General features: G+C 33.1%; 28 protein-coding genes and 1 pseudogene. 16 read left to right on the top strand and 13 right to left on the bottom strand.

Annotation, left to right across the window (positions count from 1 at the left end):
• Positions 1–177: 177 nt before the first annotated feature.
• From GQR97_RS08925 to GQR97_RS08905, 5 genes are all read right to left on the bottom strand, one after another.
• Positions 178–819, bottom strand: coding sequence for a response regulator transcription factor (locus tag GQR97_RS08925; RefSeq protein WP_158847569.1), 642 nt, complete (start codon positions 817–819; stop codon positions 178–180).
• Entirely contained in the window at positions 806–1558 is a 753-nt protein-coding gene (locus tag GQR97_RS08920) for a sensor histidine kinase (protein WP_158847567.1), read from the bottom strand. Before GQR97_RS08920 ends, GQR97_RS08925 begins: the two co-directional genes overlap by 14 nt.
• Positions 1531–1857, bottom strand: a complete 327-nt coding sequence (locus GQR97_RS08915; protein ID WP_158847565.1) for a hypothetical protein — start codon at positions 1855–1857, stop codon at positions 1531–1533. Before GQR97_RS08915 ends, GQR97_RS08920 begins: the two co-directional genes overlap by 28 nt.
• Positions 1858–2206: 349 nt before the next feature.
• A complete protein-coding gene (locus GQR97_RS08910; RefSeq protein WP_158847563.1) occupies positions 2207–2926 on the bottom strand; it encodes a hypothetical protein in 720 nt (239 codons plus the stop codon).
• 120 nt (positions 2927–3046) lie between these two features.
• On the bottom strand, positions 3047–5359 hold the full coding sequence (locus GQR97_RS08905; RefSeq protein WP_158847561.1) for a hypothetical protein: 2313 nt from the start codon (positions 5357–5359) through the stop codon (positions 3047–3049).
• 132 nt (positions 5360–5491) lie between these two features.
• On the opposite strand from GQR97_RS08905, the gene GQR97_RS08900 reads away from it, so the two are divergent.
• A complete protein-coding gene (locus tag GQR97_RS08900) occupies positions 5492–5851 on the top strand; it encodes a hypothetical protein (RefSeq protein WP_158847559.1) in 360 nt (119 codons plus the stop codon).
• A gap of 72 nt (positions 5852–5923) precedes the next feature.
• Here GQR97_RS08900 and xylA read toward each other — a convergent pair whose 3' ends face one another.
• The 8 genes from xylA to GQR97_RS08860 all read right to left on the bottom strand — a co-directional run bounded on the left by xylA (position 5924) and on the right by GQR97_RS08860 (position 12442).
• Entirely contained in the window at positions 5924–7240 is a 1317-nt protein-coding gene (gene xylA / locus GQR97_RS08895) for a xylose isomerase (RefSeq protein ID WP_158847557.1), read from the bottom strand.
• 143 nt (positions 7241–7383) lie between these two features.
• Positions 7384–8868 (bottom strand): xylulokinase, encoded by a 1485-nt coding sequence (locus GQR97_RS08890; protein WP_158847555.1) that lies wholly within the window; start codon positions 8866–8868, stop codon positions 7384–7386.
• Complete coding sequence (locus GQR97_RS08885) at positions 8868–9854, bottom strand: GntR family transcriptional regulator (RefSeq protein WP_158847553.1); 987 nt, start codon at positions 9852–9854, stop codon at positions 8868–8870. The genes GQR97_RS08890 and GQR97_RS08885 overlap by 1 nt, the downstream gene beginning before the upstream one ends.
• Positions 9855–10006: 152 nt before the next feature.
• Positions 10007–10276, bottom strand: a complete 270-nt coding sequence (locus GQR97_RS08880) for a hypothetical protein (protein ID WP_158847551.1) — start codon at positions 10274–10276, stop codon at positions 10007–10009.
• 142 nt (positions 10277–10418) lie between these two features.
• The gene (locus tag GQR97_RS08875) at positions 10419–10817 is read right to left on the bottom strand and encodes a rhodanese-like domain-containing protein (protein ID WP_158847549.1); all 399 of its coding nucleotides are present in this window, start codon (positions 10815–10817) and stop codon (positions 10419–10421) included.
• A 6-nt stretch (positions 10818–10823) separates the two neighbouring features.
• Positions 10824–11138 (bottom strand): rhodanese-like domain-containing protein, encoded by a 315-nt coding sequence (locus tag GQR97_RS08870; protein ID WP_199269919.1) that lies wholly within the window; start codon positions 11136–11138, stop codon positions 10824–10826.
• A gap of 131 nt (positions 11139–11269) precedes the next feature.
• Entirely contained in the window at positions 11270–11890 is a 621-nt protein-coding gene (locus GQR97_RS08865) for a thioredoxin family protein (RefSeq protein ID WP_158847547.1), read from the bottom strand.
• Between the two features lie 6 nt (positions 11891–11896).
• Complete coding sequence (locus tag GQR97_RS08860) at positions 11897–12442, bottom strand: TlpA family protein disulfide reductase (protein ID WP_158847545.1); 546 nt, start codon at positions 12440–12442, stop codon at positions 11897–11899.
• 655 nt (positions 12443–13097) lie between these two features.
• Here GQR97_RS08860 and GQR97_RS08855 point away from each other — a divergent pair.
• The 15 genes and pseudogenes from GQR97_RS08855 (at position 13098) to GQR97_RS08790 (ending at position 25467) form a co-directional block, all read left to right on the top strand.
• The gene (locus GQR97_RS08855) at positions 13098–14504 is read left to right on the top strand and encodes an anthranilate synthase component I family protein (protein WP_158847543.1); all 1407 of its coding nucleotides are present in this window, start codon (positions 13098–13100) and stop codon (positions 14502–14504) included.
• 201 nt (positions 14505–14705) lie between these two features.
• Positions 14706–15269, top strand: a complete 564-nt coding sequence (locus GQR97_RS08850) for an anthranilate synthase component II (RefSeq protein WP_158847541.1) — start codon at positions 14706–14708, stop codon at positions 15267–15269.
• Positions 15270–15370: 101 nt separating this feature from the next.
• Positions 15371–16363 (top strand): anthranilate phosphoribosyltransferase, encoded by a 993-nt coding sequence (trpD, locus tag GQR97_RS08845; RefSeq protein WP_158847539.1) that lies wholly within the window; start codon positions 15371–15373, stop codon positions 16361–16363.
• Positions 16364–16378: 15 nt separating this feature from the next.
• Positions 16379–17164 carry an indole-3-glycerol phosphate synthase TrpC gene (gene trpC, locus GQR97_RS08840; RefSeq protein WP_158847537.1) on the top strand — a complete coding sequence of 262 codons (786 nt, stop codon included), beginning with the start codon at positions 16379–16381 and terminating at the stop codon, positions 17162–17164.
• A 42-nt stretch (positions 17165–17206) separates the two neighbouring features.
• A pseudogene (locus tag GQR97_RS19890) lies at positions 17207–17746 on the top strand (phosphoribosylanthranilate isomerase); the annotation flags it as partial.
• A gap of 105 nt (positions 17747–17851) precedes the next feature.
• On the top strand, positions 17852–19033 hold the full coding sequence (gene trpB / locus GQR97_RS19885; protein WP_306799999.1) for a tryptophan synthase subunit beta: 1182 nt from the start codon (positions 17852–17854) through the stop codon (positions 19031–19033).
• A 180-nt stretch (positions 19034–19213) separates the two neighbouring features.
• Positions 19214–19978, top strand: a complete 765-nt coding sequence (gene trpA, locus GQR97_RS08830; protein WP_158847533.1) for a tryptophan synthase subunit alpha — start codon at positions 19214–19216, stop codon at positions 19976–19978.
• Between the two features lies 1 nt (position 19979).
• A complete protein-coding gene (locus tag GQR97_RS08825; protein ID WP_158847531.1) occupies positions 19980–20204 on the top strand; it encodes a hypothetical protein in 225 nt (74 codons plus the stop codon).
• 80 nt (positions 20205–20284) lie between these two features.
• Positions 20285–21565, top strand: a complete 1281-nt coding sequence (locus GQR97_RS08820) for an NAD(P)/FAD-dependent oxidoreductase (RefSeq protein ID WP_158847529.1) — start codon at positions 20285–20287, stop codon at positions 21563–21565.
• Positions 21566–21676: 111 nt separating this feature from the next.
• The gene (locus GQR97_RS08815; RefSeq protein ID WP_158847528.1) at positions 21677–22069 is read left to right on the top strand and encodes a DUF805 domain-containing protein; all 393 of its coding nucleotides are present in this window, start codon (positions 21677–21679) and stop codon (positions 22067–22069) included.
• A gap of 69 nt (positions 22070–22138) precedes the next feature.
• Complete coding sequence (locus GQR97_RS08810) at positions 22139–22597, top strand: tRNA (cytidine(34)-2'-O)-methyltransferase (RefSeq protein ID WP_158847526.1); 459 nt, start codon at positions 22139–22141, stop codon at positions 22595–22597.
• A 109-nt stretch (positions 22598–22706) separates the two neighbouring features.
• Complete coding sequence (locus GQR97_RS08805) at positions 22707–23024, top strand: EF-hand domain-containing protein (RefSeq protein WP_158847524.1); 318 nt, start codon at positions 22707–22709, stop codon at positions 23022–23024.
• 133 nt (positions 23025–23157) lie between these two features.
• On the top strand, positions 23158–23922 hold the full coding sequence (locus tag GQR97_RS08800; RefSeq protein ID WP_158847522.1) for a ParA family protein: 765 nt from the start codon (positions 23158–23160) through the stop codon (positions 23920–23922).
• Between the two features lie 2 nt (positions 23923–23924).
• Complete coding sequence (locus GQR97_RS08795) at positions 23925–24839, top strand: ParB/RepB/Spo0J family partition protein (protein ID WP_158847520.1); 915 nt, start codon at positions 23925–23927, stop codon at positions 24837–24839.
• Positions 24829–25467, top strand: a complete 639-nt coding sequence (locus tag GQR97_RS08790) for a DUF5683 domain-containing protein (RefSeq protein ID WP_158851685.1) — start codon at positions 24829–24831, stop codon at positions 25465–25467. Before GQR97_RS08795 ends, GQR97_RS08790 begins: the two co-directional genes overlap by 11 nt.
• The last annotated feature ends 1 nt before the right edge of the window (position 25468 follow it).

Raw genomic sequence — 25468 nt, 5'->3', positions numbered from 1 at the left:
AAAATTGAAATAAGAATATTAAAAAATTTGAAAATATCGTTTTTACAGATTTGAAGAGTTTATTGTATTTATCTTTTAAAGATCCAAATTAATTAAATGGAGACTAACTCGCTAAATAATAAAAACCACCACAACATTTTTTTTCAAGAAATAACTATAAATATCGGAACACGTGTTTTATAAATACACAATCTTATTCTTAATAGCATAAAGCACTAAACCTATTTTATTTTTAACTTGTAGTTTCTGAAATAAAGTATCACGATAGCCATCAATTGTTTTGGGACTTAAAAACATTTTTTCAGCAATTTCTCTATAAGTTAATTCTGAACAAACAAGTTTAATAAATTCTAATTCTCTTTCTTTTAATTTACAAACCGTACCTCGTTCATCATTTAAAGAATTCACTAAAATATTCGACACCTCTTTTGTATGATAATACCCTGTACTAATAACTTCTTTTAGCGCCACTTCTAAAACTTCTTTTTCAACGTCTTTAAGCAAATAACCTTTGGCTCCTGCTTTTAACATTTTTATAATGGTTTCATCTGTTCCTTCAACCGAAAGAGCAATTACCTTTATTTGAGGGTATTCGTTTTTAATAATTTCCGTAGTTTCTATACCATTTAGAATAGGCATATTTACATCCATTAATACAATATCCGGAATATTATTAGGGAATTTTAATTTATCCAATAGCTCCTGCCCGTTATTACATTGATAAGGCACTTCAAATCTACTAAAGGCATTCACCAAACCAGCAATTGCCTGAGACAACAAAATATGATCTTCAACAATGACTACCTTATATGGATTCATGAGTTATAGTAATAGTTAATTGTGTACCTTGGTTTGGTTTCGAAAAAATACTAACACCTGCATTTACTAATTTTGCTCTATTTTTTATGTTGGACAATCCAATTCCTGAAAAATTATTTGATTTTTCTGAATCGAAACCTTTACCATCATCTTTAGCAATTATTAAGAGCTCCTTGTCCTTAAAATTAACCATTACACTCAAATGCCTTGCTTTTGCATGTTTCATTGTATTGGAAAAAAATTCTTGCAAGATTCTAAACAGCACAATTTCCGTTTTTTCCTCCATTAATCTTTCTTCACCTAAAACTTCTATTGAAGCTTTAATAAAGTTAAGCCTATTAAACCTCTCAATTTCCTGAGTAATCGCTTCTGTAAACCGCATTAACTTTAATGCCTCAGGATTTATCTGTTTTGATAACGACCTCAACTCGATCAACCCTTTGTTTAAAGTTTCTTTTACATCTTCAATATTTTTAGGATCTTGAAGTTGTATTTTTGCCAATGTTAATAATTGACCAATGTTATCATGTAATTCCCAACTTATATTTCTAAACGTTTCTTCTCTTATTTCTATTTGAGTTTTAGCTATTTCTTGTTCAAATTGCTTTTCTATTTCCTTTTGCTTTAACAATAAATGATTTTTTCTTCTATGAAAAACAACAAATAAAGCCACAAGTATTAAGCATAAAAACACTAATGTAAAAACGGCTACTAATATTGCTTGTCCTTCTCGCCCCATATAAAACCTAAAATAAAACAAAAATTCATGACGATGCTTAAGATACTACTTATTTCTAAAACATTCTGTAAATCAACCAATTCGAAAAGATAATTTCTAACTACTCGAATAGGAATGTTTCCGGCTAGGTAAAGCAAATACCCAACACTAATCCAAAACATGAGGTTTGTTTTTATAAAAAGAACTTCATTAGTATTTAATATTTCTGAAAAATAAAAAACAATACTTGTTATAAGAAGCACCGATGCTATTAAATAAGGAATGGTTTGTATTTGATACAAATAGTTTTGAAAAAACATATTTATAAAAAAACTTAGTACATAAATAGCTAAAAATAATTTAGTCCATTTTTTATGACTCTTTATTTTTAAACAACTATTAAACAATAAAAATAAGAATGAAAAATTTATAAAATGAAAAATATTATAGATAATATAGTTTGTTGAAAACCCCATTCTACCTAACAGAAACCCAAAAAACTCATTGAAAGCGGTGTACCATAATATTATTAAAAAATATTTTAAGAACTCATGCTTGTATTTATAAAAATACAAGGTTCCTATAATAGCAACAAGAAGCTCTATATACTTTATAGAACTTCTTATTGTTATAAATGAGATCTCTAAAAACATACTCATCTATTAATTATTAATCAAGTTTATATGGAGGCGGAATCATTTCTCCTTCATTATAAATAGTACTTGTTTCTACGGCTCGCGCAGTAAACAAACTAGCACTGAAGTTTACACCTGCTTTTTGAAAATTCTGTGCTTTTTTATAATACATTTCAAGTCGTTTTTTCTTATTAAAATCAATCATCAGCTCATCAACAATTTCAAATTGTCCCGCTAAAGGATTACTAGAATCTGATTTTATAATGAATGGTAAATGGTTCATGCTTTTATGTTTTTTTTCGCCTAAGTCAACACCAACCGTTGGAATCATGAAAACAGTTTGCTGTTTAGGATGCTTAATAGATTTTCCGCTCTTAAACTTCTTAGAATTAGGATAGGCGGCAAAATATATTCTAAGACCAGAAACATCTTGTTTTGGGTTAGCTTTTTGAATAGATTCGATGTATTGTAAATAAGCTTTTATCTCATCTAATGAATACCAAATAAACTTCGTGTCTTCAAAATCATTGTCTTTGTATTTCTCCTGAAGCGTCCCTTCGATAATCTTAGTTCTATTTTCGTTAAATTCAGCAAACATTTCCTTTCCTTGAGCTGAAGATATTAGATGATTTTGAAGTAAAACATCTCGAGATTTAGAGTTTTCCATGCTTTTTTCACCTTTTAATTGGCCGCAAGAAAAAAGAAAAGTACATAGCAATAAGGGAATAATTAAAAATGGATTAAAAGTTTTCATATAACATTGATTTTGTGTGATTTCAAAGTTAAAAACTATAACATTCCTACATAAGAGGAAAAACACCCTTTTTCAAATAAATATGTTTTAAACAAAACTTCCAAACACTAAAACAAACCTCTATTCAACACATTTAAGCTTATCCATAAAAAACTCTTTATAACTAATATTTTCAATTTCTCGAAAACCTTTAGTCCCTCTTAGCTTAATTGATTTTATTGGCGATTTTTCAAGATTTAAAATTTGCGAATTAGTCAAATCTGCTTTAAACAAAAACTCACCACACTCCATATTCCAAGAGTGATATAAAGTAATAACTCTATTGTTTTCTAACTGAACCGCTACCTTAGAACGACTATGAGATAGATAACTAACGCAACCCAAATCTATAGATGAATTGATAAATACCGATACCTTTTTACCGTACTTAAACAATTCGATATTTAAGTTTTCACTTATAGTGTAAGCCTTTGTTTTTATTGTCGCTTTTTTAGTAAAATCATCATATTCATCTAATATATAATGACAACTATTACGAAATTGCATTCTTTCAGAATTCTCATTTTCGGTAATAAGCCTAACATCTTGATCATTAATTGCATTAACTCTAGCTATTGAATCTCTAATCCTATTCGCCTCCAGTTCAACGGCCTGTTTAATAGCTTCAGCATGATTATCAGATAACTGCTGCTTCTCTTCAGCTTCTTTTAAAGCTACGGCATGCTCACTTTTTAAACGCTCAATATGTGCCGCATTCACTTTATTTATCGAATCGCTCACTCGAGCAGTTTCAATTTCCTTCTCTTGCTTTAGAGCTTGATTTTGCTCAACCTCCAAACGTTCTTTTTTCAAAGCTTCAGCTTCCGCCTTTTCTAGTGCCTCTTTTAATCGATTAGCTTCTAACTCGGTCGCTCTTTTTTGCGCTTTCGCGCTTTCTCTTTCAATTTCTAATCGTTTATTCTCATTAACCTCAGCTTTATTAAGAGAATCTTTTACACGCTTAGTCTCCAATTCAAATGCACGTTCTTGAGCTTTAGCTCTTTCCTTTTCAAAAATTAAACGTTTTTCATCAGCTGCTTTCTTTAAAGCCAAATCCTCCAAACGCTTATTCTCATCTACCTTTGCTTGAAAAGCCGAATCTTTTAAGCGTATTCGCTCTAACTCTACTTCTCGCTTTAAAGCAGCCACTCGCTCGTTCTCTAAACGCTGTAACCTAACTTCTTCTACTTTAACCAAAGAATCATTAACACGTTTAGATTCAAGTTCTTCTGCTCTTTTCTTGATTGCAGCTTGTTCTTTTTCAAACTCCAACTTCTTTTTCTCAATGGCTTTTACTTTAGCGATTGAATCACTTATACGCTTAGCTTCCAACTTTTCAGCTTCCTTTAAGGCTAAAGCTTTTGTTCGCTCCAACTCTAAACGTTTATCATCTGCTTCTTTGATTTTTATAATTGAATCCTTTACACGTTCTCTCTTTTGCTCTGCGGCTTTATTCAAAGCTTTTATTTGATCCATTTCAAAATCTAATCGCTTTTTCTCAGCAACTTCAGCCTTAGTTATAGAATCGTTAACACGCTTAACTTCTAATTCGGCTGCTTTTTCCAAAGCCTTTTCTTGTGCCTTTTCAAACTCTAATCGTTCTTTCTCTTCTTTTTTTACCCGAGAAATAGAATCTTTTATACGCTCAACTTCTAGTTGAGCTTCTAGTTTTAAAGTCGAAATTCGCTCTTTTTCTAGCCGTTCTTTTTCTACCTTTTCTACTTTTAAAACAGAATCTTTAACACGCTCTGCTTCTCGCTCTACCGCTAATTTTAATTCTTGAGCTTTTATATTATTAAAACGTAATCGCTCAACTTCCTTTGCTTTAGCTATTGAATCTTTTACACGCTTAGCCTCAAGTTCCTCAGCTTGCTTTAAAGCCTGTGCACGCATAAACTGCAACTGTTTTTCTTGAGCAGCTTTAGCTTGTGAAATAGAATCGGCAACTCGTAATTTCTCTAAATTTTCAGCCTTTCTTTTAGCAATAGAATCATTAATTATTTGTTGTCTTTTTTCGTCAGAGAGCACTTCGCCATACTTAATAAGCTCCCGCATTTTCTTCTTTCGAGTGTTTTCCAACTCAATTGCTTTTTTACTTTCCTTTTCTTGAAAATCGAAATATAAATCGGACATTTTTTCGTTAACCAACAAATCGATATCCTTAACAACACCTTCCCATTCCTTGTATTTAACTTTATAATTATCTCTTCCTAAAAAGCCAATAACCACACATTTTTCATCTATACTAAATGCTGCTAAAGGTCCCGATAATTGATTTGAACTCTTGTTCAAATTTTTATATAAATTACCATCTTCTAAAAACTTAGTAGGTATACTAATTTCTTGAGCAAACAAAGTCACAGAGAACAATAAAAAGTAAATGTATTTAATCAAAATTTTATTTTTAAATGAAATTAATTTTCGTAAGAATTTAATCATGTAATAATGCTCCAATTTAAACATTTCTAGAATAGTATGGCCCTTTTTAAAGAAATTCACGCCTAGAATTCGATAACTTTGCTGAATATGACTATAAACGACATTATCGGAAAATATACTATTGAAGGCTTTAATCAAGATGAAGAAAAAACACCTTATCGCGGCAAGCTTAATCTTTCAATTAACAAAAATAGTAGAATTAAGGCCGATTGGATAATTGGAAACTCGCAAAAACAAACTGGAACAGGCTTTTTTAAAAACAATATCTTAGTTATTAATTTTAATTATGAAGGTGAAGATTTAAAGGTCTATAAAGGCGTAGTAGTTTACAAATGCTTAACCAATGATTTATTAGAAGGTTTTTGGTCAGAAAAACACGGAAACCCACTATTTCTAGGAGAAGAACGTTGTTTTAAAATAAATAACAATGATAAGCTATTAAATTAATTTGAAATAAAAGAGCCCGAAAACCTATTGATTTCCGAGCTCTTTTTAATGATAATAAAACCTCTAGAGGGATTATATATATTGGTTAATAATATTCTCAAACATTTCTTGCTTACCGCTTTTTAACTGCAACTCACCATTTTCTTGAGCAATTTTATATAAATCTTGTAAGTTTAATTTACCGTTTTCAAAATCTTTACCTTTTCCTCCATCGAAAGAACTGTAACGCTCTGTTCTTAATTTATCGTAAGCTGAAGATGTAATGATTCTGTCTGCTGTTAACAACGCTCTAGCAAAGGTATCTGCGCCTCCAATGTGTGCATGAAAAACATCGTCTAAATCGGTTGAATTTCTTCTAATTTTAGCATCGAAATTAACACCTCCACCTTGTAAGCCACCTGCTTTCATAAATACAAGCATAGCCTCGGTAGTTTCTTGAATATTATTTGGGAATTGATCGGTATCCCAACCATTTTGGTAATCACCACGGTTAGCATCTAAACTACCTAACATGCCTGCTTTTGCCGCCGTTTCAATTTCGTGTTGAAATGTATGTTGCGCTAATGTTGCATGATTTACTTCAATATTTATTTTGAAATCTTTATCTAAACCGTATTCTCTTAAGAAACCGATAGCTGTAGCTGAATCGAAATCGTATTGGTGTTTTGATGGCTCCATTGGCTTTGGCTCAATAAAGAAGTTCCCTTTAAAACCTTGCGCTCTTGCATAATCTCTAGCCATGGATAAAAACTGCCCCATGTGGTCTAGTTCACGCCCCATATCTGTATTTAATAAAGACATGTAACCTTCACGACCTCCCCAGAATACATAATTTTCACCACCTAATTTAATGGTAGCATCTAAAGCTAGTTTTATTTGTCCGCCTGCTCTAGCAACCACATCGAAATCTGGGTTAGTAGAAGCTCCGTTCATGTAACGTGGATTTGAAAAACAGTTTGCTGTTCCCCAAAGTAATTTTACACCACTTTCGGCTTGTTTACCTTTTATATAATCGGTAATAGTTTCTAAACGTTGTTCCGACTCTGCGAATGTTGCGCCTTCTTGAACTAAATCGAAATCGTGAAAACAGAAATAATCAAAGCCCATTTTTCCAATAAATTCGAAAGCAGCATCTGCTTTATCTTTTGCTGCTTGAATTGGATCTGAAGCTTTATCCCACTCAAAACTTTGTGTTCCCGGTCCAAATGGATCCGATCCTTGTCCGCAGAATGTATGCCAGTAAGCAATAGAAAATTTAAACCATTCTTTCATGGTTTTTCCAGCAACCACTTGGTCTGGATTGTAATATTTGAATGCTAATGGATTATCGGAATCTTTGCCTTCAAACGCAATGTTGTTAATGCCTTTAAAATACTCTTTAGTAGCCATAATTTTTAATTATTAGTTGATATTATTTTTTACTTTACAATGTTTGTTTGCGTTAGGGATTGAACGGTTTGTTTAAGCTCCCCGACCTTTTGGGAGGGAGCGAGTAGTGAAAGCCCGACCCTTGTGGTAACGCCCACATTTTATTATTTATTTAAAACGAGTTCTAGTTCTTTTTTCCAATTGTTATATGCTTCTATATATGGTGTTTTGTCTTTAAACGGCATAAACGTCATGACATGATCGTTGTCCATTATACTTTTTCCGAAAGCTTCGAAATCGCCTTTATATAAATTAGCAGCACGGGCAGCGCCTATGGCTCCTGTGGTATTATAAATTTCAATTTCTTGCTCAATGAGTGTTGCTACGGTGTTTGCAAAAATCTCGGAACGGAATAAATTATCATTTCCCGCACGAATAACACTGGCTTTAATGCCATCGGATTTCAAGATTTCCATGCCATAAAGGAATGAAAACGCAATGCCTTCGAGCGCAGCACGACACAAATGCGCTTTGTTGTGATTGTTTAGGTTTATGTTTACCAAACGCGTACCAATGCGTTGGTTGTTTAACATACGCTCGGCGCCATTTCCGAAAGGTAAAATACATACACCTCCAGATCCTATTGGGATTTCTGATGCCAAATTATTCATTTCCTCGTAAGAGCTTACATCAAGATTATTTAGCAACCAACGGTATTGAATACCAGCACCATTAATATTTAATAATTTACCTATATTTTTATTTTCTTTTGTATAATTTACGTGCGCAAAATTGTTTACTCGCGTGCTTTCCTTTCCCGAAAGACTATCTGTTAAAGCATATACAACACCCGAAGTTCCACCAGTTGCAGCAACTTCTCCTGGATTGAAAACATTAAGCGATAATGCATTATTTGGTTGATCGCCGGCGCGGTAATAAATTGGGGTTCCAGCAGCGAGTCCGCTTTCATTTTCACCTTGCTCATCAACCACAGATTGGTTACCAAAAGTATCTACTATATCGGGAACTAAATCTGCACTTATACCGTAATATTCTAAAAGAAAATCGGCTACGCTATCATTTTTAAAATCCCAGAATATGCCTTCGGAAAGTCCCGAAATTGTTGTATTCATTTTATTCGAAAACTTATACGCTACATAATCGCCAGGTAGCATAAATTTATGAATTTCACTATAAATATCGGGCTCATTATCTTTTACCCATTTTAATTTTGAAGCCGTAAAATTAGCTGGTGAGTTTAACAGATGCTCAGCGCACTTCGCCTCACCTATTTCAGCGAAAGCTTTATGTCCAATTTCTACCGAACGACTATCGCACCAAATGATGCTTTTACGCAGTGGCTTTCCATTTTTATCGACCACAACTAACCCATGCATTTGGTAAGCTATACCAATACCTTTTATTTGAGAGCGGTTTATGCTATATTGTTTTTTTAACGTTCTAATAGCATTGCAAATATGAAACCACCAGTCGTTTGGATCTTGCTCTGCCCAACCATTTTGTTGAGCAAACATACCCATCTCTTCTTTGGGTTCTTGTACAACGCCTAAGCTTTTACCTGTTTCTACATCTACTAATGCTACTTTTATTGACGAACTGCCAATGTCTATTCCTAAATTATAATTCATTATAATGAGTCTCTTAAAATTAGTTTGGTTGGTATATATTCTTGAATAACCTTGTCTTCGCTTACAAACTCGGCTGCTTTGGCGCCTAATTGTTTAAAATCTGTTGAAATAACTGAAATCCCTTTATAAATGAATTGTTTCATTGGGGTTTCATTGTAAGATAAAAACCCGACATCGGTGCCTGGTTCAAAATTACTGGAGCGGCATTGTTCTAAAAAGATACCGAGAATTCTATCGCTTACGCTGATGTAGGCCTCGCCTTTTTTGATATTAAAATCTTTAGAATCTGTAATAATTTCAAAACTGAAACCTTCCTCTTTGCAGTATGCTTTAAAATAATCTACCGTTTCTGCTGGGTGATGTGTAAATGTGGGATACACTAACACTAATTTTCTGTATTTCTTAAATGCCTGATTTGCTTCTTTTAAAGTATCATAAAAAGATTTTCCAAAATCTTGAAACACAAAATTATTATGCTTGTTTGCGTGAATATTCCAATCGATTAACAATAATTTACTATCATCAATATCTTTTAAAACTTCGGCAACTTCTTTGTTATCAAAAGTCATCACTACATACTTATAATACTTCCCTTTACTATTATTAATTATGGTTTTAAAATTATCAATATTATAATGATGAAACTGAATATCTGTAATAACATTTTCGGGCAAATTATTTACAAACGCGTGATATAACACTTCTTTATAAGCCTTAAAGGTATCTAAAAGCAAAAGCACTTTTCTAGTTTCGTTGGCTACGTAATAGCCTTTATTTGGCACAGATTCTATAACGCCATGTTCTTTTAAAATAGAATAGGCTTTAAAAACAGTATCGCGAGAAAGTTTATGAGATTTGCATACCGAATTAACTGATGGTAACGCATCACCACTAGCCAACCTATTGTTTGCCAACTCGTTATTTATAGCATTAACAAGCTGCTGATACTTAGGTGTTTCGCTGTTTATGTTGATTTTAAAATCCATATTTATAAACCGTACTGGTCTGGTCCGGTATGCAAATATAAAATTTATTTTTATGAATCCCTATATTTACTTAGAAAATATCTTTTTAGGGCACAAAAAAACCATGTACATTCGTAAATATACATGGTTTTAAAAAATATTTAACGAGCTTTTTAGCCCACTTTTTGATTCTTCTTATCTTTTCCGAGCATCATTAACTCTGCTCGATTTTCTTCTTTTCGTTCATTAAACAAACGTACGCGCTCCAATAAAGCATCCTGCTTTTCTATTCGTGCCTTTCGCCTTATTTCTTGAGCTTCTTTTTGCTTCTGACTTTCTTCTTTTTGTTTTGCCTTTTCTTTTAAAACAGACAAATATGAATAGCCATACATGCTTAAAAAAAGCAAAGCTATTATACCGATAATAACATAACCGTTTTCCATTGAATTCTATGAGGGATTAATTAGAATAAAAAAATCAATTGGTTAGACTGAATTTTAATTTATAAAGTTAAAAAAAACAGTGCCTAATTAAGAATAAAAAAGACAATCAGTAAATAAAAACAGATAAACGTAAAAATAAATTTTATTTTAGCTCAGTATCAAAACCATTAGCCTTCCAATTTAAAATTCCACCCTCCAACTCATAAACTTTAAGGAATCCTAATTTTTTAAAAACAGCAATACTTTTACCGCTTCTTCGTCCTGATTTACAGTAAATTATTAGTGGCTCTTCCCTATTCAATACTTCCAAAGATTTCGAAAAATTATCTGATAAAAAGTTAATATTTTCAGCTCCCGAAATATGACTTATTTTAAATTCTTTAGGAGTCCTTACGTCTAGCATTCGGATACCGTTTTGTTCTTTTAAAATCACATTAAGCTCCTCTGGAGTAATTTCGGTAACAATATCATCCTTTTGTGCTTTACAATTAAATAAAGTAGCACAAAAAAAGATGATTATAAAAATTGAAATTGATTTCATATATTATTATAAATCTACAACATCTCCAGCCCAATCTAACATGCCTCCTTCTAAATTATAGGCGTTTTCAAACCCCATTTGTTCCATTATTGCACAAGCCTGCCCACTACGATTTCCAGAACGGCAATACACATAAAAGTTTTTGCTCTTGTCTAATTTTTCGATTTCGCTTACAAACTCTTGCCCTTTGTATATATCGATATGTTTAGCTCCTGGAATAATACCTTCCGCTACTTCTGCATCTGTTCTTACATCTAAAATTACAGCGTTATCGTCCTTAGCTAGTTGCTCTGTCCACTCTTCTTGTGATAAATCTTCCATTATTATGTTGTTATTTTTTGTTTTATTATTTTAATGAAAACAAATTTAATATTTCTAAAGTGATAGACGAAAAAAAACCCAAAGTATTACACTCCAGATTTTTTTACTACCTATTCTATATTACTGATTCATTATACTTTAATACCACAGCCAATAGCTCTAGTTTCAGTTGTTTTCACTTCTTTTCCATCAAGCAAAGCATCTACTGCATTTTCAACATATTTAGTTGTAACTGCCGTAGCATCTTTATAATTATCATCGATTGCTCCAATATACTTTACCTCATTACCTTTACTTGTTTTCTCTAAAACAAAAACATGAGGTGTTTTAGTTGCTCCAAATTTTGGATATATTTTTTGATCCTTATCAATTAAATAAGGAAATGTAAAGCCTTTTTCTACTGCGCGTTTTTTCATAGCCTCTAAGTTATCATCTGGCTTAATATCTGTATTATTCGGCATTATTGCAATTACAGGGTAACCTAACTTCGCATATTTTTTATCGAGTTCTACAATACGATCTTCATACATTACAGCATAAGGGCAGGTATTACAAGTAAATGTTACTATAAAACCTTTAGCTTCTTTATAATCTGATAGCGAAACCATGTTTCCATCAATATTTTTTAACGAAAAATCTTCAGCCACGTCACCAATTCCATAACCATCACTAACAGTTTCAGTCTTTACAGTAAATGCGCTTACACAAAGTACAACCATAATTACCGATATTATTTTCATTGTTTTTTTCATAACTATTTAATTTAAGAATTGCTTTAACTCATGCTCTAACTCTTCGTAAGTAAACGATTTCTCATAAAACTTACGCTTTCCATTTTTATAAATAATAGTTGCTGGTATTGCTCCAGACCATGTTTCATCTACCTGCGGAATCCAAGAATTACTATCAACATCATCCAAAGCAACAACTTTAGATTTCAGTTTTTCCTTCAAAATAAAAGGCTTCAATTTAGATTCATATAAATGTGGGAAATCTAAACTCACCAATGTAATATCTACGTTCTCATTTGCGTATTCAGACTTCAACTTCTCAAAATAGGGCAATTCTTTCACACAGGGCGCACACCAAGTGGCCCAAAAGTTAATAACATGAATCTTATCATCAGTCCTATTCAAAAACTTCTTTAAACCATTAAAATCATAGACTTCCAAAGCTATATCATTTTTCATAAAAGCATCAATTTCTTTTACTTCAGGAGCACTACTAATTAAATTGGTTTGTTTATTTTTATTCCCACAACCAAAAACAAAAAGTAAGGTTGCCATAAATAAGTATCGTTTCATAATCATAAAATTAATTAATACTATTTTGTTTCTTCTCCTGTTTAACAAACTTTTATATAAAAACGCAGCGTTATTCGGAATTTTATATACATTTGTATGTACAGCAGTTGTTTTCGGCTCGTAAACAAGTAAGATTTTTTTACAATCGAACTCAAACTATCATTAAATAAAAGTCAACTTTTAGTTGTAATTATATAAAACAAAACACTAGCAATAATAGAAAATAAATTAGTGGCTCACTTAACCACCAACGAAAAAGCTGAATTAACTTCACTTTTACGCAAATTACGGTTAATAGCAAGTAGGTTTCCCTAAACCAATAGTAACCAACCAAGACTGTTGTACTTGTTATAGCAGTCTTTTTTAAAGAGGAATCCCTAACAAATTAGTCCTAATTCTTCTTTATTCGTAAAAAAAGCACAAAGTTTTGTATAATACTTTTTCAATCTTTATATTTGAACCAGTTAAAACAATAACAATGAACATATTTTTAAATAATACATGGTGGTGGAGCTTTCGAAACTAAAATTCGTGAAGTAAAACCCAAGTATATTTAAAACTTAAAATATCCAAAAGGCTTGTCATTCACGACAAGCCTTTTTTTTATTAAAAAAGTTTACATTTTCGGTGTTTGCCGAAATATTAAAAACATTAAATGGAAAAATTTAGTCTATACACCCACCACAAAAAAATATTAACAGATACTATAACACCTGTATCTGTTTACTATAAAATACGCGATAAATACCCAAACAGTATTTTGCTAGAAAGTGGTGATTACCACCGTAATCACAAAAACTTCTCGTATATCTGTTTCAACCCAATCGCATCTATAAAGGTAGAAAACGAAGTTATTTCGCAAACCTTTCCCGATGGGAGCACCACGTCTTTAAACATAACAAAAGATATAAACGTAGCGAACGAAATCCATGATTTCACAAAACGTTTCGATCCCCAATCCGACGAAGATTTCAAATTCATTAACAACGGTATATTTGGTTACACTGCTTACGATGCTGTTCGGTATTTCGAGGATGTTCAAATTAGCAAAAAAGACGATTCTGTAGTAATACCAGATATTTACTATGCTGTTTATAAAAATATTATCGCCATAAACCACTATAAAAACGAAGCTTATATTTTTGCACACTGCTTTAACGATGCCGAAAACAACATACACGACATCGACCAGCTAATAAACGTGCAAAATTTCGCATCTTATAATTTCAAATCTAAAGGCGAAATAAAATCTAATTTAACCGATGACGAATTTAAAGCTCAAGTAGATTTAGCTCAAAAACATTGTGCTCGAGGCGATGTTTTTCAACTCGTACTTTCTCGTCGTTTTTCACAAGAATTCACAGGAGACGATTTTAATATTTATCGCGCCTTACGTAGCATAAATCCATCACCATATCTATTTTATTTCGATTATGGAGATTTTAAAATATTTGGTAGTTCACCCGAAGCCCAACTTGTTGTAACAAATGGTCTGGCCGAAATTCACCCTATTGCAGGAACATTTAAACGAACAGGCGATGAGGAACAAGACGAAATTCTTGCCGAACAATTAAAAAATGACGATAAAGAAAACGCAGAACACGTTATGCTTGTCGACCTAGCCCGAAACGATTTAAGTCGTCACGGCAGCCAAGTAAAAGTAGAAACCTATCGTGAAGTGCAGTTTTTCTCGCACGTAATTCACCTAGTAAGTAAAGTAACAGGCCATAAACACAAAAGCACCTCAACGATGCAAGTTGTGGCAGATACTTTTCCTGCAGGAACATTAAGTGGCGCACCAAAACACCGTGCTATGCAACTTATTGAACAATACGAAAAAACAAGTCGCGGCTATTACGGTGGCGCAATCGGGTTCATGGATTTCGAAGGCAATTTTAATCACGCCATCATGATCCGTACCTTTTTAAGTAAAGATTACAAATTAAACTGGCAAGCAGGCGCCGGAATGGTATCAAAATCTAATGCCGAAAACGAATTGCAAGAAGTATTTCATAAACTCGGTGCATTAACAAAAGCCATAAAAGTAGCCGAAGACATATAAATAAATTGGGCGTTACCCGAAAAGGGTCGGGCTTTCGGCAGTCGCTTTTTTGTGTTGCATAGGTGCAACAACACAAAAAGAGCTTCAACAAAGCCTCAATCCCTAACGCGGAGCAATCCACGGAAAAAGTAGCAGTAAAGCAACACCTACTCGAATAACAAAATAAATAAAATTCAGATTCATCTGAAAAAAAATAAACTTATGAAAGTACTAGTCATAGACAATTACGACAGTTTTACATACAATCTAGTTCATTACCTAGAAGATTTAAATTGCGATGTTACCGTAGTCCGAAACGACAAACTTACCCTTGACGATGTTGAACCATACCATAAAATAGTATTATCTCCAGGCCCAGGAATTCCAGACGAAGCAGGATTACTAAAAGCCATTATAGAAAGATATGCTCCAACAAAAAGTATTCTTGGCGTATGCTTAGGCCAACAAGCCATAGGTGAAGTTTTCGGAGGCTCATTAATAAACCTAGATGAAGTTTATCATGGTGTAGCAACAAACGTTACCATAACCGTAGACGATGAAATCCTTTTTAAAGGCTTAGATAAAAACATAGAAGTCGGGCGCTATCACTCATGGGTAGTAAACCCGAATTTACCAGAAAGTTTAGAAGCAACATCGGTAGATATTAACGGACAAATCATGTCTCTTCGCCATAAAACATACGATGTTCGTGGCGTACAATATCACCCAGAATCGGTATTAACTCCAAACGGAAAAGCAATTTTAAAAAATTGGATTGAGAATTAAAAAAAAACAGTATTCAGTTTTCAATCTCAGTAAAACAGTGCTTACTCCAATGAAAACAAAATAACCAACAACAATTCTCGCTTTACGGAAATAAAAAAGAAATGAAACATTTATTAAACAGACTAATAAACCACGAAACACTTTCAACCGAAGAGGCAAAACAAGTCTTGGTAAACATATCAAACGATATGTATAATCCTAGCCAAATAACCTGTTTTTTATCGGTTTTCATGATGCGCAGTATTACTATAGAAGAGCTAAAAGGCTTTAGAGACGCGCTTCTAGAACTGTGCTTACCTATAAATCTTACCGATTTTAATGCTATCGATATTGTAGGAACTGGCGGAGACGGTAAAAACACCTTCAACATTTCTACCCTATCGGCTTTTATAACCGCAGGTGCTGGTGTTCATGTTTCTAAACATGGAAATTACGGTGTATCATCAACTTCTGGCTCATCGAATGTTATGGAACATTTAGGTGTGAAATTTTCTAATAATGAAGATTTTTTAAAACGCGCTTTAGACCAAGCAGGAATATGTATTTTACACGCACCATTGTTTCACCCAGCAATGAAAAACGTTGCTCCTATTCGAAAAGAACTAGGTGTTAAAACTTTTTTCAATATGTTAGGGCCTTTGGTTAATCCGTCCTTTCCAAAAAACCATGTTCTAGGGGTTTTTAATTTAGAAGTTTTAAGGCTTTATAGTTTCTTATTTCAAAATACAGAACACAATTATAATATCGTTTATGCTTTAGATGGCTACGATGAAATTTCATTAACAGGAAAAGCAAAAATTATTTCTAATCATACCGAAAAACTTTTTTCACCTGAAGATTTAGGCGTTTCAAAAATTAAACAAAACGCTATTTTTGGTGGAGATACCATAAAAGATGCAGCAAATATATTTGTCGAAATTATTAGTGGAAAAGGAACAGAAGCTCAAAACAATGTTGTTTGTGCCAATGCAGGATTAGCCATTGCCACTTCAAAACAAATTTCACATCAAGAAGGTTTTCAAATAGCAAAAGAATCTCTGTTTTCAGGAAAAGCAAAAATGAGTTTAGATAAATTAGTAGCATTAAGCAAGTAAAACAGTATACTGAAAATGAATATTTTAGACAAAATAGTAATCGATAAAAGAAATGAAGTCGCCTTAAGAAAGCAACTTATTCCCGTTTCGCAATTGGAGCAATCTGTTTTATTTGAACGCGCAACGGTTTCTTTAGCCAATAACTTACGAAATAGCAAAACTGGTATTATCGCTGAACACAAAAGACGTTCACCTTCAAAATCTGTAATTAACAACACTCTCAATGTTCAAGATGTGGCTTCGGGTTACGAAAATGCAGGTGTTTGTGGCATGTCCGTTTTAACCGATGGAAAATATTTTGGCGGAAGTTTAGACGATTTATTAACTGCTCGTGCAAGTTGTAATTTACCGCTTCTACGTAAAGAGTTCATCATAGACACTTATCAAATATTGGAAGCCAAAGCTTATGGCGCCGATGTAATTTTACTTATCGCTGCTGTTTTAACCCGAGAAGAAATTAAACAATATTCGGAATTTGCAAAAAGCTTAAACCTCGATGTTCTTTTAGAAGTGCATAACGAGGCCGAATTGCAAAAATCTATTATGCCAAGCTTAGATATGCTTGGTGTGAATAATAGAAATTTAAAAACCTTCGAAGTAAGTTTAGAAACTAGTAAATTATTAAGCACACAAATACCAAACGATTTTGTAAAAGTCTCCGAAAGTGGCATTAGTAACATTGAAGCCATTAAAGAGCTTAAACCTTTTGGATATCAAGGATTTTTAATAGGTGAAAACTTTATGAAAACCGATAATCCTGGTGCAAGTGCTACTGAATTTATTAACCAATTGAATAAATAAAATTTCACTAAATTTATTTTAAAACCACATAAATTGAGCATCATGAAACTGAAAGTTTGCGGAATGAAATATCAAGATAATATGACCGAGGTCGCAGCTTTACAGCCAGACTATTTAGGTTTTATATTCTACGGTAAATCGTCTAGAAATTTCAATACATCCATTCCAAAAATATCTAGCACCATAAAAAAGACAGGTGTTTTTGTTAATGAAGACTTGCAAGTTGTTATTGAAAAAATAAAAACATTCGACTTACAAACTGTTCAATTACACGGTGAAGAATCTCCAGAATATTGTGCTACTTTAAAAGGCGAAGTACTCGAGATCATTAAAGTATTCTCTATTAAAAACGAATTCAATTTCGAAGTATTAAAACCCTACGAAAATGTCTGCGATTACTTTTTATTTGATACCAAAGGAAAACACCCAGGCGGAAATGGCTATACCTTCAATTGGAATGTTTTAAACCAATACCCATCAACAAAACCATTCTTTTTAAGTGGAGGCATTGGTGTTGATCAAACAGAAGATATTAAAAAATTCCGGAATAGTAAAGCTTCAAAATACTGCTACGCATTAGATGTAAACAGTAAATTTGAAATAGAACCCGGATTAAAAAACATAACATTATTACAAGAATTTAAAACAAACCTTAGCACAATTTTATACCATAAAAAAGAACAGGTTATGAATTATAACGTAAACGAAAAAGGCTATTACGGTGAATTTGGTGGCGCTTTCATCCCAGAAATGCTTTACCCAAATGTGGAAGAATTACGCCAAAACTATTTAAAAATAATGGCGGAGCCGGACTTTAAAAAAGAGTTCGATCAACTTTTAAAAGATTATGTTGGCCGTCCATCGCCTCTGTATTTTGCAAAACGCCTTTCAGAAAAATATAACACAAAAATATATTTAAAGCGTGAAGATTTAAACCACACTGGCGCTCATAAAATCAACAATACTATCGGGCAAATCCTTATGGCTAAACGCCTTGGAAAAACTCGAATTATAGCAGAAACAGGTGCAGGGCAACATGGTGTTGCTACAGCTACCGTTTGTGCATTAATGGGTTTAGAATGTATTGTTTACATGGGCGAAATCGATATTGCACGCCAAGCTCCAAACGTAGCGAGAATGAAAATGTTAGGAGCTACTGTAGTACCTGCGCTTTCAGGAAGCCGTACGCTAAAAGATGCTACAAACGAAGCCATTCGTGATTGGATTAACAATCCTGTAAACACACATTACATTATTGGCTCGGCTATTGGCCCGCATCCTTATCCTGATATGGTTACGAGATTCCAATCGATAATTTCTGAAGAAATAAAATGGCAATTAAAAGAACAAATTGGTCGTGAAAACCCCGATTATGTTGTAGCCTGTATTGGTGGAGGAAGCAATGCCGCAGGAACATATTACCACTATCTACACGAACCTGATGTAAAAATTATTTCGGTAGAAGCTGCTGGTTTAGGAGTAGATTCTGGTGAAAGTGCTGCCACTTCGGTTTTAGGACACGAAGGTGTTATTCACGGTTGTAAAACATTGCTGATGCAAACCAAAGACGGACAAATCACAGAGCCCTACTCTATTTCGGCTGGGCTGGATTATCCTGGCGTTGGACCTATGCATGCGCACTTATGCAAAACAGGGCGTGCAGAATTTATGTCGATTACCGACGACCAAGCTATGAATGCTGGTTTAGATTTATGTAAACTGGAAGGTATTATTCCTGCCATTGAAAGCTCGCATGCTTTAGCTATTTTTGAAGAAAGAACCTTTAAACCAGACGATGTGGTTGTGGTGAGTCTTTCTGGTCGTGGTGATAAAGATTTACAGAATTATATTGAATATTTTAAAATATAAAATAACAGGGAATACCGCGTTAGGGATTGAACGGCATGTTTGAGCTCCCCGACTTTTTAGGAAGGAGCGAGTAGTGAAAGCCCAACCCTTGTGGTAACGCAAAAAAACAAAAAAAGCAAAAACATATTCAATCGTAGTAAAATAGGATTTACTCGAGGGAATGAAAAAAATATTCTTATTATGAATAGAATAAACCAAAAATTACAAGAAGATAAAAAGTTATTATCGATCTATTTTACAGCTGGTTACCCAAGTTTAACAGATACCGTTTCTATTATTGAAGATTTAGAAAAAAACGGGGTAGATATGATAGAAATTGGACTTCCATTTAGTGATCCGCTAGCCGATGGCCCTACTATTCAAGCAAGTTCAACTAAGGCTTTACAGAATGGCATGACGACTGAAGTGCTTTTTGATCAATTAAAAAATGTTAGAAAAACCGTTTCTATTCCGTTAATAATTATGGGATATTTCAACCCCATGCTACAATATGGTGTGGAGGCATTCTGTAAAAAATGTCAAGAAATTGGTGTTGATGGTTTGATAATTCCAGATTTACCAGTGGATGTTTATCATGAGGAATATCAAACTATTTTTGAAAAATACGGATTAATAAACGTGTTTCTAATTACACCACAAACATCGGTGGAGCGTATTAATTTTATAGATTCTATCTCGAATGGGTTTATCTACATGGTAAGTAGCGCTAGTGTTACAGGAAGTAATTCTGGTTTTGGAGACGAGCAAACAAGCTATTTTAAACGTATTGCCGATATGAATTTAAAAAACCCACAGGTTATTGGGTTTGGAATTTCGGATAATGAAACTTTTACTCAAGCTACAGAATATGCGAAAGGTGCCATTATTGGTAGTGCTTTTATAAAACATATTACAAATAGCGGAATAAACAAAACAGATGCATTTGTAAAATCTATACTTAGCTAACATGAAACTGCTTAACGACTGGAAACTTATTTGCTTACTTTGCTTAACGCTAGGTTTGGCCCCCTTTTTTCCAGAACCTCATATTATCGGCAAACTTAAATGGATATCTGGTGGAGCAACTGGAATGCAATTTAAGGACTGGTTTGATGTTTTGTTACATGGTTTTCCTTTTGTACTTTTATTACGCATTGTTATTATAAAAATATTTCAAACAAAAACAAACTAAGTTCTAACCAAACAACTAGATAAGCACGTGCTAATATTATAAATTAATAAAAATTTATTCTTGCCTAAAAATAAGATAATATGAAAACAGAAAAAGTTGTAATTGTTGGTGCCGGTTTTGCTGGATTACGTCTTGCTCAAGACTTGATTAACCATCCAAACTACGAGGTTTATTTAATTGATAAACAAAATTACCACCAATTTCAGCCATTAATGTATCAGGTGGCAACTGCACGTCTGGAGCCCGCTAGTATTTCTTTTCCGTTGCGAAAAGTTTTTCAAAAGGCTAAAAACGTTAAAATAAGAATTACCGAAGTTTCTGAAATTAATTTCGACAAACAATTTGTTGCTACACCTATCGGAAACTTTGATTACAACCATTTAGTAATTGCTATTGGTTGTACCACAAACTATTTTGGCAATAAGAATCTACAAGATTTTGCTTACCCCATGAAAACTATTCCTGAAGCGATACAGCTTAGAAATAGAATTTTACAAACTTTTGAAAATGCTTTAAACACTACAGATCCAGACAAATTACAAACTTTATTAAATTTTGTAATTGTTGGTGGCGGCCCAACTGGAGTAGAATTAGCAGGTGCTTTGGCCGAGATGAAAGAAAACATTTTACCTAAAGATTATCCCGATAAGGATTTCTCGAAACTTACCATCTATTTACTAGAAGGCAGTCCACATACACTAAGCCCAATGAGTAAAGGCTCACAAAAAATGTCGCAAAAATACTTGGAAGAATTAGGTGTTTCTGTAGTTACAAATACCTTTGTAAAAGATTACGACGGTACTATTGTAACATTAAATACGGGTGAAAAAATAAACTCGAAAAACGTAATTTGGGCAGCCGGTGTAACAGGAAACGTTATTAAAGGTTTCCCTGAAAGCTGCATAACGCGTGGTAACCGCCTTATTGTTAATCGGCAAAATGAGGTAGTGGGTTTAAAACATGTTTATGCTTTAGGTGACATTTCGTATATGGAAACACCAAAACACCCTAAAGGGCATGCACAAGTTGCTAGTGTAGCCTTGCAACAAGCTTCACTTTTAGCCGAAAACTTGAAGAAAATAATTAAAAACAAACCTGTAAAAGATTATGAATACATAGATAAAGGCTCCATGGCAACTATTGGAAAACGGAAGGCTGTGGTAGATTTGCCTAAATTCAGTTTTCAAGGACGTTTGGCTTGGTTTACATGGATGTTTATCCACTTAATGCTTATTTTAAGTATAAAAAACAAGCTCCTTATTTTCATGAATTGGATGATTAGTTATTTTAACAACGATAGTACTTTGCGAATTATAATGAAACCTGTAATTGTTAAAGTAAAAACTAAAAAAGAAGATTAATTTTAATATCAGTTTCATAAAACTAACGTCTATTATAGAATAAAATACCCAATAATGATAAAAAAATTTTATATTTGGCTCATTATAACCCCAAATTAAAACACTTTATCTATGAAATGGTATTTAAAAGTAGTACGAGACAATTACGCAAATTTTTCAGGACGAGCGAGACGAAAGGAATATTGGATGTTCTTTTTATTGAATATGATTTTCATTTATGCGTTAGCCTTTATTTCTGGAGCTCTTGTAGCCGTAACCGAATCTTCAGCATTTATGATTATTTATGCTGCATATGCTTTTGGAGTCTTAATCCCTTCAATTGCTGTATCAGTTCGAAGAATGCATGACGTTGGCAAAAGTGGTTGGTATCTTTTAATTCCTATTTATAGCTTTATACTTGCTGTTACAGAAGGAGATAAAGGTTCTAACCAATATGGTGAAGATCCAAAAGCCGAAAACGCTGTAGAAATAGAAGAAATAGGTAAACCTCAAGTTGAGGCATAATATTTCAACTTAATACATATTAACAAAACCTATTCTATTAGTAGAATAGGTTTTTTATTTACTATAATTATGCCTTTAAACATTGTTTTAATAGAACCAGAAATACCGAATAACACAGGAAACATTGGTCGTTTAGCGCTAGGTTCAGGTTCGCATTTACACTTAGTAAAACCGTTTGGTTTTGAAATTAGCGATTCCCGCTTAAAACGTGCTGGACTAGATTATTGGAAACATCTTTCGATAACCTACTACGAAAACATTGAGGACTTCTTCAAAATAAATAAAGATAAAAAAATGGCTTTTCTTTCCAGCCATGGCGAAAAAAATCATTGGGATATTCCTTTTGAAGATGAATTGTTTTTAATCTTCGGAAAAGAATCGGTTGGGTTACCAAAATCCGTAATTGAAACCTATTCTGAACAACTTTATAAAATACCGCTTTACAGCGAGCATGTTCGGAGTTTAAATTTAGCCAATGCCGTAAGTATTGTTACTTATGCAGGATTAAGCAAGTTAAACTCTAAATAAATCCATCAGGAAATTGAATTCAAAAAAAAATAAAAATATTTTTTCATCTATTAAACCTATTTTTAAAAAAAGTGTCTAAACATAAAGTTTAACTATAAAACTAATATAAATGACATCAAAAAATTTAAAATTCGGTTTAGTTATTGTAGCATTATGTGCTGTTTCTATTACTAATGCTCAAGACAAAAAGAAGCCAGATCCAGAGAAAATGTTTGCTTCTTACGATACCGACGAGGACAAACTTATAAGCTTAGATGAGTTTAAATCAAAAAAACGTAAGAAAGAAATGGAAGCAGCCGTTTTAGAAAAACGCTTTGCTAAAATTGATACAGATAGCAATGGTACGTTAACTTTAGATGAATTTAAAGCAGGAATGGCAAAAGGAAAAGGCCAAGGAAACAACAAGAAAAAGAAAAAAGCTGAGTAATATTAGCTATCATTTTATAATTGAAAGACAGCCAAATAAGCTGTCTTTTTTTTTATAAATTAATTATAACATGCTACATTTTTATTCCTAATAAATAATCGTATTTTTACAGCTAATAAAACCAAATCATTTAATGGGTAAAATCATTGCAGTTGCTAACCAAAAAGGAGGCGTTGGAAAAACCACCACGTCAGTAAACCTTGCGGCATCACTAGGCGTATTAGAAAAAAAAGTATTACTTATAGATGCAGATCCTCAGGCAAACGCCAGTTCCGGAATTGGTATAGATGTAGATAGTGTAGAAATTGGAACCTACCAACTTTTAGAACATTCTAGCACTGCAAGAGAAGCTATACGCAAGACAGACACACCAAATCTAGACATTATCCCGGCACATATTGACTTAGTTGCTATTGAAATAGAACTTGTTGATAAGGAAGAACGCGAATACATGTTAAAAAAATCGTTACAAGAAATTAAAGACGATTACGATTATATATTAATTGATTGTGCACCATCATTAGGTCTATTAACTTTAAATGCATTAACAGCTGCCGACTCGGTTCTCATTCCAATTCAATGTGAATATTTTGCGCTAGAAGGTTTAGGGAAATTATTAAACACGATAAAAAGTGTTCAAAAAATACACAACCCAGAATTAGACATTGAAGGTTTACTACTAACGATGTACGATTCTCGTTTACGATTATCAAATCAAGTAGTTGAAGAAGTACAAAAACACTTTAACGATATGGTTTTTAAAACCATTATTCAACGTAATGTGCGTTTAAGTGAAGCTCCAAGTTATGGAGAAAGCATTATTAATTATGACGCAAGCAGCAAAGGAGCAACAAATTACCTGAGTTTAGCTAGAGAAATTATTACTAAAAACGCTTAATTATGGCGAAGGCAACAAAAAAACAAGCTTTAGGAAGAGGTTTATCGGCTCTTTTAAATGACCCGAGTAACGATATAAAATCAGCTGAAGACAAGAATGCAGATAAAGTTATTGGAAATATTGTTGATTTAGATATCGATTTTATAGAAGTTAACCCGTTTCAACCGCGAAGTAATTTTAGCGAAGAAAGCTTACGAGAATTAGCTTCTTCTATAAAAGAGTTGGGCATTATCCAACCTATAACTGTTAGAAAATTAGGCTTAAATAAATATCAACTCGTTTCTGGTGAACGTCGATATAGAGCCACTAAATTATTAGGTTTAGAAACCATTACGTCTTACGTAAGAATTGCGAACGACCAAGAATCGCTAGAAATGGCTTTGGTTGAAAACATTCAACGTCAGGATTTAGATCCTATTGAAATAGCACTTTCATACCAACGCTTAATAGATGAAATAAATCTAACTCAAGAGCAAATGAGTGATCGTGTTGGAAAAAAACGTTCTACTATTGCTAATTATTTACGTTTACTAAAATTAGACCCCATTATCCAAACAGGCATGCGGGACAGCTTTATTTCTATGGGTCATGGCCGTGCTTTAATTACTGTTGAAGATCAATCGATTCAATTAGATATTTACGAAAAAATCTTGACGAATAAATTATCGGTTAGAGACACCGAAGTTTTAGTTCGTAATTACAACAATGGCGAAACATTAGAAACACCTGTAAAAAAGGAAACAAATAGTGCCATGCCAAATTTTGTTAAAACAGGCATTAGCTCGTTTTCGGAATACTTTGGACATAAAATAGACGTTAAAGTCTCTAAGAACGGAAAAGGAAAAATTACAATTCCATTCCATTCCGAAGAAGATTTTAACCGTATTAAAAAATTAGTAGAAGGTGATTCAAAATAAATTTCTAATAACAAGTCTATGCACTTTTCTATGCTGCGTTTCTTTATTTGCTCAAGATAAAGCTCCAAAGGAAGATCCTCTTCCGAAGGAAAAAACAAAAGAACTGCCTAAAGAATTTGTGATAGACTCTGTTCTACAAATAACAGAAGCTTACGATCCTTTAAGACCTGCAAAAGCAGCATTTTACTCAGCCATTCTGCCAGGTTTAGGACAAGCTTACAATAAAAAATATTGGAAAATCCCTATTGTATATGCTGCATTAGGAACGGGAGTTTATTTTTACATAAATAACAGTAATGAATACACGAGATATCGCGATGCCTATAAAAGTCGTTTAGCCGGATTTGAAACTGATGAATTTTATTACGATTCCTCTGGAACAAAACTAGACGAACCACGTGTAAGTACAGATAGATTAGAAACAGCACAAGAATTCTACCGAAAAAACAAAGAAATTTCACTTCTTGTAACTATTGGTCTGTATGCTTTAAATATAATAGAAGCCAATGTAGATGCACATTTACTGCAGTATAACGTAGATGAAAATTTATCTTTGGCACCACACTACCAATTCAATGAGGTCGACGCAACTAGCAACCTTGGATTAACTTTAAATTTTAAATTTTAAT

The organism is Algibacter sp. L1A34 (assembly GCF_009796805.1).
Lineage (GTDB): Bacteria > Bacteroidota > Bacteroidia > Flavobacteriales > Flavobacteriaceae > Algibacter.
This window is presented reverse-complemented; position numbering and strand designations above follow the sequence as displayed.

Coding starts and splice junctions, on each gene's coding strand:
- GQR97_RS08900 (WP_158847559.1), top strand. CDS start 5,492: ATGACTATAAACGACATTATCGGAAAATATACTATTGAAGGCTTTAAT.
- GQR97_RS08825 (WP_158847531.1), top strand. CDS start 19,980: ATGAAACTGCTTAACGACTGGAAACTTATTTGCTTACTTTGCTTAACG.
- GQR97_RS08855 (WP_158847543.1), top strand. CDS start 13,098: ATGGAAAAATTTAGTCTATACACCCACCACAAAAAAATATTAACAGAT.
- GQR97_RS08800 (WP_158847522.1), top strand. CDS start 23,158: ATGGGTAAAATCATTGCAGTTGCTAACCAAAAAGGAGGCGTTGGAAAA.
- GQR97_RS08805 (WP_158847524.1), top strand. CDS start 22,707: ATGACATCAAAAAATTTAAAATTCGGTTTAGTTATTGTAGCATTATGT.
- GQR97_RS08915 (WP_158847565.1), bottom strand. CDS start 1,857: ATGTTTTTTCAAAACTATTTGTATCAAATACAAACCATTCCTTATTTA.
- trpC (WP_158847537.1), top strand. CDS start 16,379: ATGAATATTTTAGACAAAATAGTAATCGATAAAAGAAATGAAGTCGCC.
- GQR97_RS08850 (WP_158847541.1), top strand. CDS start 14,706: ATGAAAGTACTAGTCATAGACAATTACGACAGTTTTACATACAATCTA.
- GQR97_RS08820 (WP_158847529.1), top strand. CDS start 20,285: ATGAAAACAGAAAAAGTTGTAATTGTTGGTGCCGGTTTTGCTGGATTA.
- GQR97_RS08885 (WP_158847553.1), bottom strand. CDS start 9,854: ATGGATTTTAAAATCAACATAAACAGCGAAACACCTAAGTATCAGCAG.
- GQR97_RS08890 (WP_158847555.1), bottom strand. CDS start 8,868: ATGAATTATAATTTAGGAATAGACATTGGCAGTTCGTCAATAAAAGTA.
- GQR97_RS08795 (WP_158847520.1), top strand. CDS start 23,925: ATGGCGAAGGCAACAAAAAAACAAGCTTTAGGAAGAGGTTTATCGGCT.
- GQR97_RS08880 (WP_158847551.1), bottom strand. CDS start 10,276: ATGGAAAACGGTTATGTTATTATCGGTATAATAGCTTTGCTTTTTTTA.
- xylA (WP_158847557.1), bottom strand. CDS start 7,240: ATGGCTACTAAAGAGTATTTTAAAGGCATTAACAACATTGCGTTTGAA.
- GQR97_RS08910 (WP_158847563.1), bottom strand. CDS start 2,926: ATGAAAACTTTTAATCCATTTTTAATTATTCCCTTATTGCTATGTACT.
- GQR97_RS08865 (WP_158847547.1), bottom strand. CDS start 11,890: ATGAAAAAAACAATGAAAATAATATCGGTAATTATGGTTGTACTTTGT.
- GQR97_RS08870 (WP_199269919.1), bottom strand. CDS start 11,138: ATGGAAGATTTATCACAAGAAGAGTGGACAGAGCAACTAGCTAAGGAC.
- trpA (WP_158847533.1), top strand. CDS start 19,214: ATGAATAGAATAAACCAAAAATTACAAGAAGATAAAAAGTTATTATCG.
- GQR97_RS08860 (WP_158847545.1), bottom strand. CDS start 12,442: ATGAAACGATACTTATTTATGGCAACCTTACTTTTTGTTTTTGGTTGT.
- GQR97_RS08875 (WP_158847549.1), bottom strand. CDS start 10,817: ATGAAATCAATTTCAATTTTTATAATCATCTTTTTTTGTGCTACTTTA.
- trpD (WP_158847539.1), top strand. CDS start 15,371: ATGAAACATTTATTAAACAGACTAATAAACCACGAAACACTTTCAACC.
- trpB (WP_306799999.1), top strand. CDS start 17,852: ATGAATTATAACGTAAACGAAAAAGGCTATTACGGTGAATTTGGTGGC.
- GQR97_RS08815 (WP_158847528.1), top strand. CDS start 21,677: ATGAAATGGTATTTAAAAGTAGTACGAGACAATTACGCAAATTTTTCA.
- GQR97_RS08920 (WP_158847567.1), bottom strand. CDS start 1,558: ATGGGGCGAGAAGGACAAGCAATATTAGTAGCCGTTTTTACATTAGTG.
- GQR97_RS08810 (WP_158847526.1), top strand. CDS start 22,139: ATGCCTTTAAACATTGTTTTAATAGAACCAGAAATACCGAATAACACA.
- GQR97_RS08925 (WP_158847569.1), bottom strand. CDS start 819: ATGAATCCATATAAGGTAGTCATTGTTGAAGATCATATTTTGTTGTCT.